The organism is Gloeocapsa sp. DLM2.Bin57, from assembly GCA_007693955.1.
Taxonomy (GTDB): Bacteria; Cyanobacteriota; Cyanobacteriia; order Cyanobacteriales; family Gloeocapsaceae; genus Gloeocapsa.
The window spans coordinates 1-9648 of sequence record RECR01000077.1; the positions used below are offsets into that span (position 1 = coordinate 1).

The 9648-nt window shown below is 37.0% G+C and carries 7 protein-coding genes; 2 read left to right on the forward strand and 5 right to left on the reverse strand.

Going from position 1 to position 9648, the window contains the following annotated elements; translation table 11 throughout:
• Positions 1-305 precede the first annotated feature (305 nt).
• Entirely contained in the window at positions 306-836 is a 531-nt protein-coding gene (rimM, locus tag EA365_09895) for a ribosome maturation factor RimM (GenBank protein ID TVQ44572.1), read from the forward strand.
• Here the strand turns inward: rimM and EA365_09900 are convergent.
• The 4 genes from EA365_09900 to EA365_09915 are packed head-to-tail and all read right to left on the reverse strand — an operon-like array spanning position 831 to position 7972.
• Positions 831-2948, reverse strand: coding sequence for a DNA helicase (locus EA365_09900; GenBank protein TVQ44573.1), 2118 nt, complete (start codon positions 2946-2948; stop codon positions 831-833). The two genes, rimM and EA365_09900, sit on opposite strands and share 6 nt — an antisense overlap.
• Positions 2949-2950: 2 nt before the next feature.
• Positions 2951-6208 carry a DEAD/DEAH box helicase gene (locus EA365_09905; protein ID TVQ44574.1) on the reverse strand — a complete coding sequence of 1086 codons (3258 nt, stop codon included), beginning with the start codon at positions 6206-6208 and terminating at the stop codon, positions 2951-2953.
• 37 nt (positions 6209-6245) lie between these two features.
• Complete coding sequence (locus EA365_09910) at positions 6246-7712, reverse strand: UDP-N-acetylmuramoyl-L-alanyl-D-glutamate--2,6-diaminopimelate ligase (GenBank protein ID TVQ44575.1); 1467 nt, start codon at positions 7710-7712, stop codon at positions 6246-6248.
• Positions 7709-7972 (reverse strand): glutaredoxin family protein, encoded by a 264-nt coding sequence (locus EA365_09915; protein TVQ44578.1) that lies wholly within the window; start codon positions 7970-7972, stop codon positions 7709-7711. Before EA365_09915 ends, EA365_09910 begins: the two co-directional genes overlap by 4 nt.
• Before the next feature lie 18 nt (positions 7973-7990).
• Here EA365_09915 and sbcD point away from each other — a divergent pair, with 18 nt between their 5' ends.
• Positions 7991-9208: an exonuclease subunit SbcD gene (gene sbcD, locus EA365_09920; GenBank protein TVQ44576.1), complete on the forward strand. Its 1218-nt coding sequence runs from the start codon at positions 7991-7993 to the stop codon at positions 9206-9208.
• Positions 9209-9396: 188 nt separating this feature from the next.
• On the opposite strand, the gene EA365_09925 is transcribed toward sbcD, so the two are convergent.
• On the reverse strand, positions 9397-9648 hold a 252-nt coding region (locus tag EA365_09925; GenBank protein TVQ44577.1), incomplete at its 5' end, for a hypothetical protein.

Genomic DNA, 9648 nt, shown 5'->3' on the forward strand with positions numbered 1-9648 from the left:
TAATTAAAAAAGTGGGGATGGGCATCGCCTCACTCAAAAACGGTCAATCATCTCTGAAGGTGAAAGATAAGAAGCCTACAGCGTAATCTTTGATTCGGTGTAGGAGTATGTCACTGGTGACTATAATAAGATAGATAAACAAGTAACAATATACTTTTCTATGTCTCGACTTTTAAAGCGTTGGGAATCACCTCGTAAAGAAGGACGTAATCATAAAGGTAGAGGTGGATCAGCCCGACAAAGACAACTCAAAAAACAACAAAATAGATTACGTCAAAAACTCAAAGGTTAGGAAACACAGTAAAATGAATGATCAATGGTTGGAAATTGGGGAGATTGTTGCTCCCCAAGGTTTAAAAGGGGAATTAAGGGTTAAAAATAGTAGTGATTTCCCCGAAAGATTTACCCAACTAGGGAAAAGATGGTTACAACGTCCCCAGGAGAGTGTCCCAGAAGTAGTAGAATTAGTCTCAAGTTACCCAATTCCTGGTAAGAATATTTATGTAGTTAAGTTAGCTCAAGTAAGCGATCGCACGGCAGCAGAAAACTTAAAAGGTGCTAAATTGTTGGTTGACAAAAGCGATCGTCCTGAATTAGGTGTTGATGAATATCACGTACCCGATTTAATTAACCTGTCGGTATATCATCAAATCGACGGGACGAAAATTGGGATAGTGACTGCTGTTTTATTTTTAGGTAACGATTTATTAGAAGTAACCCTAGAAGGGAAAGAAAATAAAGTCTTGATACCCTTTGTTAAAGAAATAGTACCCGTGGTAGATTTAGAAACTCAACGTATTGAAATTAATCCACCTGTGGGGTTATTAGAATTATAAATACAAAAAAGGGCTAGGTTTACCATAATAACTAATAGTAACCAACTGTTTAGCTCGGGTTGCTGCAACGTACAATAGCGATCGCTCCAGATTGAGAAGATTTTCACGTGTAGTTAGATCAGGAGCTGATTTTAAAGCTTTTTCCAGAGGGAGAATATCTTGATTAAGACAGGGAAGAAAAATATATTCAAACTGTAATCCTTTGACTCGGTGCATAGTCGTAATGCGCAGACCTGGTAGTGATTGATAGTCAGCTTCATTAGGGCGAATTTTGTAAGTAAGAATATTATATTTTTCTAAAGCTTGTTGGTAAATCTCAATCAAATAATTAGTTCTCAACACTAAACAAATACTCTCTAGAGGAACATGATTAGATATTTGCTTAATCTTTTGTTGTAAAAACTTGATTTCCTTTGTTTGGGAGGAGAATCCTTGAATCAAAGGTTCTTCACCACTGAGTAAAGAATGATAGTCTGTGAGGTTATCAGAGCGTCCATCGAGATCATCAAAGTTAATATCTTGTAATATAGACCTTGCCCACTGCCCAATCTGCTGTGTAGTACGATAATTGATTCTTAATTTACGCGATCGACCTCGAATCTCGATTCCACAACGACTCAACACCACCTGATGTGAATAGATACGCTGATGAGGATCACCGACGATAAAAAGATTATTTTTACTATTGCCAACCATAGCTAATAGTAAGCGAAAGACACCTTCACTCATATCTTGAGCTTCATCAACGATAATCGAGCGAAAAGGTAAGGACTTACCTTGAAGTAGATGATAAGCCTCTCGCAAAGCATCATCAAACTCCTTGAATCCCTCTTCTTGAAGGAGAGCGCGATATTGAGCGAATACTGACCAAACCGCTACTCTTTGGGTTCGCTGTAAACTAGTCCCCCTTCCTACCCGAGAAATCGCTAAATAATCCTTGAGAGTCAAAATATTATGAGCTTGGATCACTTTCTTCCACTCATCTTGATAAAAAGATAAAGACAGAGACAGAGAAGAAGGTGCTTGACGATAAACTTTCTGCCAAAGAGCTTTTACCTGGTCATCGTAGGCAATTTTGTTAGTTATACCTTCTTTTTTCAAAAAATTACTGACCCAAGAATCAATATTTTCTACATGAATACGCTTTTGTATCTCAGGTGAACAGATTTTACGCAAATTCATCTCAATATCAATAGCCAAATTTTTGCTAAAAGTGGTCAAGAAAATTAGGTCTTCTGGTTGATTAAAACGATGTTGAGCCAACCATTTAGCACGGTGCATCGCCACCACAGTTTTACCCGTACCTGCACCACCTAAGACGCGTACAGGACCTTTCCAATCCTTTTCGACGAGACGACGTTGACTAGGATGCAGAAACACTCGCCATTTTTCCAAAGGCTCTGTTAACATCGCCAACAAATCTGATTCATTTTCAACTACATAAAAACGGCGCTTACTATCATCTCTGTTTAAAGCTGTTTCTAAATTACTGGTATCTATATACTCTGTTTGTTTTTTCTGATGCTCTTCTAGTACCTTCTCTAGAGCATAACCCGCACCCAACATTACAATAGCATCGGCGGCTTCTTCGGGAAGCTGTGGTAAAAGTTGGTCAATATCCTCATCAGTAACTACAGATCTTACTGCTTCGAGGAACTCTTCAGGGACTCCTAAACGCAAAAAGTTACGGTTAGAAATATTTTGAAATCGACGAGGTATATCAGGAGTATAACGCTGATTAATCTCCGTTTCTGTACTTTTGGCTAACTCTAGATCGATGATTTGTACTGCTCCAGATTCAGGATTAATTTTACATAATCGATTTTGAGCCCAGTTATAAGCTAGATCATGGTGGTCGATCCATAATAATATATAAGTATGACCTTGCTCAGGTTGACGAACGATCGCTCTATAGGTTTGATCAACACGCAAAGATTTTAGATAAGGATCACGAGCGTGTCTAATGGACTCATAGTTTAATCCCCTGTGCTGAGGATTTTTTTGGAAATTATCGATTAATTTATGAGTTTTATGTTGAATTTGTTTAGGTAATTTGCTAAAAGCATCTAAAAAATCAAGAGATATCGCCAACCGAACAGGAGAAATAGACATAATTATTGATACCGTAGATATTTTTGACGAAAAACTTCTGGTTGTTCCAGGGTAGCTGCAACAGTAGAGACATTCCAGCCATAATTTTGAAAAGTTTGGCTGTAAGTATCATCGAGTAATAAAGCTGTTTTCTGCTCTACCCAAGCAAATTCAGCTTCACCGATAACTGTTCCTTTTTGATTAGTTAATTCGTAACCTACATTGGGAAATAACCATTTATATTGTCTCATATGAGCTAATAAAGTTAAACTATGTTCATCAAAGAGTATCTCTTCTAATTCTGTCCAGGGTAGTTCTGTTTGTGCTTCTAAGTTGGTTTCAACTGTAATAATTTCTTCTAGGTAGGGGGAAACAAAAGAGGAAGATTGGGGAATAACTGGGCTAGATTTATCTTGAGAGTTTTCTAAAGTTGTGCTGAGTAAATTTTCTTGAGTATTGGGTAAAACGTATTCGGTAAATAGCTCTTCTTCTGTCAAGAAATCTAAAATACTTTTTTTGTTAATCTTTTTAAGTAATTCTATTTCTTCATGCTTATTAGCAAGAGTTAAGGTTTGAAGTTGTTTTTTTATTTGCTCCCGGTTTGTAGCTAATTTCTGTAACCGATTGAGGATAAGGTGACTCATTCCTCCTGCTTGAGTTGTTGCCATGAAATCTTGGAGTTGTTGTTGAGTTATAGGTTTGATTTGTTCTGAAAATATTTTGGCAAAATTAGCTAAGATTCGCTGTTGATTATTGTGGCAAAATTCTAACCAATTATAGGGAAAAGATTTTGGCGGCAATTTTTGTATATTATTGAGAACAACTCCTAGTTTTTCTGGTAGTTCATCTACACTAATCCCACTAATTACCCAACAATCTAAGCTATAAGCGATTAATTGTTGTTTGAGAGTTATATCTAAATCTAAATAGAGTGAATCTACTCCCTGTTTAATTATTTTGACAGGCTTATATATTTGCTGTGTATTATTAGTTATCGTTATCGTTAGGGAGTCAGCATCTCTGATTTTACCTTCTGATAAGGGAGTATCTTGTACATAAATACCTTGTAATTTACTTTCTCGATAAAAGTTACGCAAGAAATTAGTTTTTGATTCACTTGGCTGCCTATAATTTCCTTGACATTGATAGCATAAACAAGGCATTTTTGTCCAAAGCAATAATTCACTAGGATCGCAGATAATCTGATGTCCACATTGATTACAGTTAAGGGAATAAGTCTGATTATTAAGTAGCAATGCTTCTGCTGCAATACCTCTAATTTGATTAGCTTTATCCACCTTCAAGATACCTTTTCTAACTAAGTTATCCAGGATAATTGCCGATAAATTTTCTAATTGATTAACAATTAAAGGTGAATAAGGGGAAAATATTTTATCTAGCCAATTTTGATACCAGGAAGTTGTTAATAAATTAACAGGTTTTTCAGGGGTAATATTAGCGAAAATTCCTACTTTTTGACGAAGATGATAGACTAAACCGAGGATAAATCGCTCTACATCTTCTAGTTGTAGTCTTTCTAGTCCACTAATTTGGCTAGTTAAAATCCCTAATAATTCTTGACAAGCTGGAGTGAAGAAGAGTTTTTCTAGACTTATACTACAGGTAGCTGTAGTTTCTAGTGAACCATGATCCCTAGATCTTAAACCAAGTTCGGCGATCGCTTCTGATTCTAAGCGTTGATTGAGTAATTGCAGTAATTGAGGAGATAATTTACCCGAGAGAGACTCTAAATCAGGGGGTAGAAATGTAGAGACATAATCTAGATCATTACCTAATTTAGCTCGCCAATAATTGGGAAGTTGTTGAGAAATTATTTGTACTGATATACCTTGACTAGTTGTAACTAAAAACTGAGCTAAAGCAATACGGATAGTAATTTGGTAGAGACTTGTTGTTAAGACATCTTCTGCTAAATCAGCGAAGACGGTTAATTCAGGGGAATGATTATGATAGGGGGAGTTATAGATAGTAGCAATCACCATGCTAGCTAAGCTAGTAACTCTCTTGACCATTTTAGTTAAGGAAGTTAAGGAAAATTGCACCTGAAATTCTACCCAGGGATTTCCTTCAGGATTGATAGCGATCGCCAAGAGGGAAAAGAGGCTATCTAGAACTAGTGTAGGATATTCAGGGTTATTGTGAGAGGGAAAACTATTAGTTTCAGCTAATTTTGTTTGTAAATCTTGTTGAGAAATAATTGGTTGAGAGTCAAAAATTTTGAAGATGTTGTGGATAATCGGTAAAGACTGGAGATGGTTGGCTAATTCACTATTCCAATTAGAGTTGAGGGGGAGATTAAACCAAAGTTGATATTGAGTTTCCAGATACTTGGTTAGGTTTTGGTAATTTTTGGGATTAAGTAGTTCACAGTCAGTAGGTATTGGTTGAGGGTTAATGGTAGCATCTACTAAAAATTCACTTGAACTGAGCCTATTTTCTCTGATTATCCCTGATGCTAAGAAAGTTTCATCAAATAGGGTTTTAGCGTAAGTTAAGAGTTCTTGCTGATTGTCTTTTACTGTTAAACTGACTAAAGTTCCTACACAGACTAAATGGTTTCTGGGTGTATTCAACCGTGCTTTAAGACGTCTGATTAAACCAGCTAAATCACTACTCTGTGTTTGGTCAAAGGTATGTAATGCTTCTATAACTAAGTAACGAAGGGTTGATGAGGTATTTCTTGCCCAAATCTGTTGATTAAGTGGACTCAACAGTAAATAATTGAGCATTTTAGGGCTAGTTAATAAGATATCTGGGGGATTTTGGCGCAGGATATTGATATCTGTGCTCTGATGTTTTTCTTCCCTCGAGGTATTGAGCAATAATCCCGCGCTCAGGTTATTGTTGAGTTTAGGGTTACCTTGAAGCAAACTAGCTAGATATTTTGATTGATTTATAGCTAAGGAGTCAAAAGGATAGACAAGAATAGCTTTTATACCTTTTTTGTGCTTATGTTGATAACAATGGTCTAAAATAGGCATTAAGTAGTATTCTGTTTGACTCGATGGTGTTTTTGTTACTATTAGTGTAGATTGATAATTAGGTGCTTGTAACCGTTTAAAGGCTAACTCCTGGTGAAGATAATGCGTAAAACCCAAACTCAGATCACGGATTGTTCCTTGACGCAAGGGTAATCCTAGAAAAAAAGAAGTATCTACCTGAAGAGAGTTTGCCAAACTAGGTGTCGCGAGACTAACTTCTGTAGCAAGAAACTCGGCGATACTGTTTTTGATTTCGCTAGCAAGTAGAGAAGGAATCATTTAATCTGGTTATGTAAGCTTAACCATAATCATAACATTACACACGATTTTCTAAAGCAATTTTAGCTTGTTCGCGATCGTCAAAGTGAATTTTAGTTGTCCCGAGAATTTGATAATCTTCATGACCTTTTCCCGCGATTAAAATAGCATCACCAGGTTTACCCAGGGCGATCGCTTTGTGTATAGCAGTCGCGCGATCGCTTTCTACTAGGGGAGTAACTCCGAGAGGGATTCCCTCTAAGATATCCGCAATGATTTGCTCGGGATTTTCTGTACGAGGATTATCGGAGGTAACCACGACTTGATCAGCTAGTGTTGCTGCTATTTTAGCCATCAGAGGGCGTTTGGTGCGATCGCGATCGCCTCCACAACCGAACACACAGATCATTTGTCCTGAAATAAAAGGTCTAGCAGCTGTTAATAAATTCTCTAAACTATCAGGAGTATGAGCATAATCAACAATAACGGTGATATCCTGATTAGGTTGTATTTGTACCCTTTCCATTCGTCCTGGAACACCAGGAAATTGTGCTAAACTAGTTAGGTCAATCTCAATACCCATAGCTAACACAGCAGCGTAAGCAGCGAGTAAATTAGCTAAATTAAATTGACCCACCAATGGTGAATTAAACTCTTTTATTCCCATTGGTGTATGAATTTTGCCACTTACACCAGTTGATTGATAGACTAAATCACTAGTCCAAATATCGGCGTTACTATCCTCAATACTATAAGACCAAACTTGCTCTTTAGCTAAGCTAGTAATCAAACGTTGACCATAAGCATCGTCTTGATTAATAATGGCACGTCCTTGAAGATATTCAGGGGTAAATAACAGAGATTTAGCTTGAAAATAATCTTCCATATCCCGATGAAAATCCAGGTGATCTTGGGTTAAATTAGTAAATACCCCTACTTTAAAACCACAACCTGCTACCCTACCTTGACTTAAAGCGTGAGAACTTACTTCCATGACTCCATATTGATTACCAGCAGCTACAGCTTGGGCTAATTGTGCTTGTAAATCTACTGCAAAGGGTGTTGTGTGTACTGCGGTTACCTGATGATTGCGCCAACGCGTGTAGAGAGTACCTAGTAAAGCTGTAGGTAAGTGAGATTGATTTAGGAAAAACTCGATGAGATGAGTAGTAGTTGTTTTTCCATTTGTCCCCGTTACCCCAATTAAAGATAATTTTTGCGCGGGATAACCATAAAATTTAGCAGCGATTTGAGCACAATCGGCGATAATATTTTCTGTAGCTACCACGCAATCAGCAGCAGTAGGGGGAACTTGATTAAAAGCATCAGGAGTAATTAAAGCGGCGATCGCTCCTTTGGCTATAGCATCACGCCAAAATGTACCTCCATCTACTTTAGTACCTGGCATACCAATAAACAAGTCTCCTGGTTGACAAGTTTGAGAATTAGTACTCAATCCTGTGATTTCTTTGGCTAAACAAGAGGGATTAATCGCAATTGCGGGAATTAATTCTGTTAATTTCATGGGTTTTGAGAATACTTAATCAACATATCTGTAATTTTGGTCACAGAGGTACGGGGAGAGAAACGAGGTAAGGGTTGTTCTAATGTACCTTGTTTTAAACACAATACAGGAATTTCATACTGATAACGTTCCCACCAATCAGGTTGAGTAGTGATATCTCTAATCTCTAAATCTAACTGTAAATTTTCTATTTCTGCTAATTTAGCTGCTAAACCCTCACAGAGGTGACAACCAGGTTTACTATAGAGTATGAGACTAATAGTTTTATCCATAAAAAGATGATTAAAATTCTACACTTATCAGATATTCACATGGGATCTGGTTTTTCTCACGGCAAAATTAATCCAAATACAGGTATTAATACGCGTTTAGAAGATTTTATCAAAACCTTAAGCACTTGTATAGATAAGGCGATAGATCTTAATGTTGACTTAGTTTTATTTGGTGGTGATGCTTTCCCTGATGCTACCCCACCTCCTTACGTTTATGACGCTTTTGCAGAACAATTTAAACGATTAGCTAAGGCTAATATAGCAACTATTTTGTTAGTAGGGAATCATGATCAACATTCTCAGGGTAATGGTGGTGCTAGTTTATCAATCTATCGTACTCTAGATGTTCCTGGTTTTATCGTAGGAGATAGAATTAAAACTCATTTGATTAACACCCCCCATGGTGATGTTCAAGTGATAACGATTCCTTGGCTAACTACTACTATTTTACAAGCTCGTGAGATTACTCGCAATCTTTCTTTAAATGAAATCGATAAATTATTACTCGATCGTCTCGAAAGCGCTTTAGAGGGAGAAATACGCAAGTTAAAACCAGATATCCCAACAATTTTATTAGGTCATTTAATGCTCGATCGCGCTAGTATTGGTTCAGAAAGATTTTTAGCGGTTAGTAAGGGTTTTTCTGTACCTGTTTCCTTATTAATAAGAGAAGAAATTGATTATGTTGCACTAGGTCACGTCCATAAACATCAGAATCTCAACCCCTCCAATGATCCACCGATTATTTATCCTGGGAGTATTGAAAGAGTAGATTTTTCTGAGGAAAAAGAAGATAAGGGTTATGTTTTAATAGAATTAACTCGTGGTGAAGCTAAATGGCAATTTTGTCCCCTTGATGTGCGTCGTTTTTGTACGATTAGAGTTGATGCTTCTGATTCTTCTACTCCTGAAGCTACTATTTTAAAAGCGATCGCTAAATATCCTATTCAAGATGCGGTAGTTCGTCTTTTCTATAAACTTCGTAGTGAACAATTATCAGCAGTTAATACTAATAACCTAGGTGAAGCTTTAGCTTCAGCCCATCAAGTTAGTATCCATCCCGAGATTGTTTCTCCTGCATCTAGTCCACGTATTCCTGAATTTAACGTAGGTCATAGTCTGGATTATCTCCAAGCTTTAGCTACTTATATCGATAATCATGAACACCTGCAAGATATTGGTCAAGAAATGCTCGAAGCTGCTAAAACTCTTGTTGAAGATTAACTACATGAAAGGGAAGAGGGAATAGGGAAGAGGGAGTATAGTGATGATAATTACCAAAATAACGGTAAAATGAGGCTTACTTTCTGGATTATATTATTGCACTAAATAGGAACCTTTTAACGTCTTACCTAAATGTTAGAGAGATCTTAGGATCTCTCGAAAATCTCCCTAGATTATCTTCGACTTAATTAATTGTTTTGGTATTTTCTGGCTTCTGTAATCACGGTTTCTAAGGGTAATTCTAAGGTTGAAGAGATAATCTCCACACTTAATCCTAGTTGGAGTAGTTTAGGGATAGTTTCTAGTTTGACTACTTGTCTTTCTTGTTGTCTCCCTAACTCGATTCCTTCCTCTCTACCTTCCTCTTTCGCTTCCTGATAAAACTTAGTTTGTTTCAAATCACTTAGACTAAACATCGCTTCTATCTCCTGACGTTGGGC

Bases quoted from the DNA above. Each gene is read 5' to 3' on its own strand.
- EA365_09900 (TVQ44573.1), bottom strand. From the start codon at position 2,948: ATGTCTATTTCTCCTGTTCGGTTGGCGATATCTCTTGATTTTTTAGAT.
- rimM (TVQ44572.1), top strand. From the start codon at position 306: ATGAATGATCAATGGTTGGAAATTGGGGAGATTGTTGCTCCCCAAGGT.
- EA365_09910 (TVQ44575.1), bottom strand. From the start codon at position 7,712: ATGAAATTAACAGAATTAATTCCCGCAATTGCGATTAATCCCTCTTGT.
- EA365_09905 (TVQ44574.1), bottom strand. From the start codon at position 6,208: ATGATTCCTTCTCTACTTGCTAGCGAAATCAAAAACAGTATCGCCGAG.
- sbcD (TVQ44576.1), top strand. From the start codon at position 7,991: ATGATTAAAATTCTACACTTATCAGATATTCACATGGGATCTGGTTTT.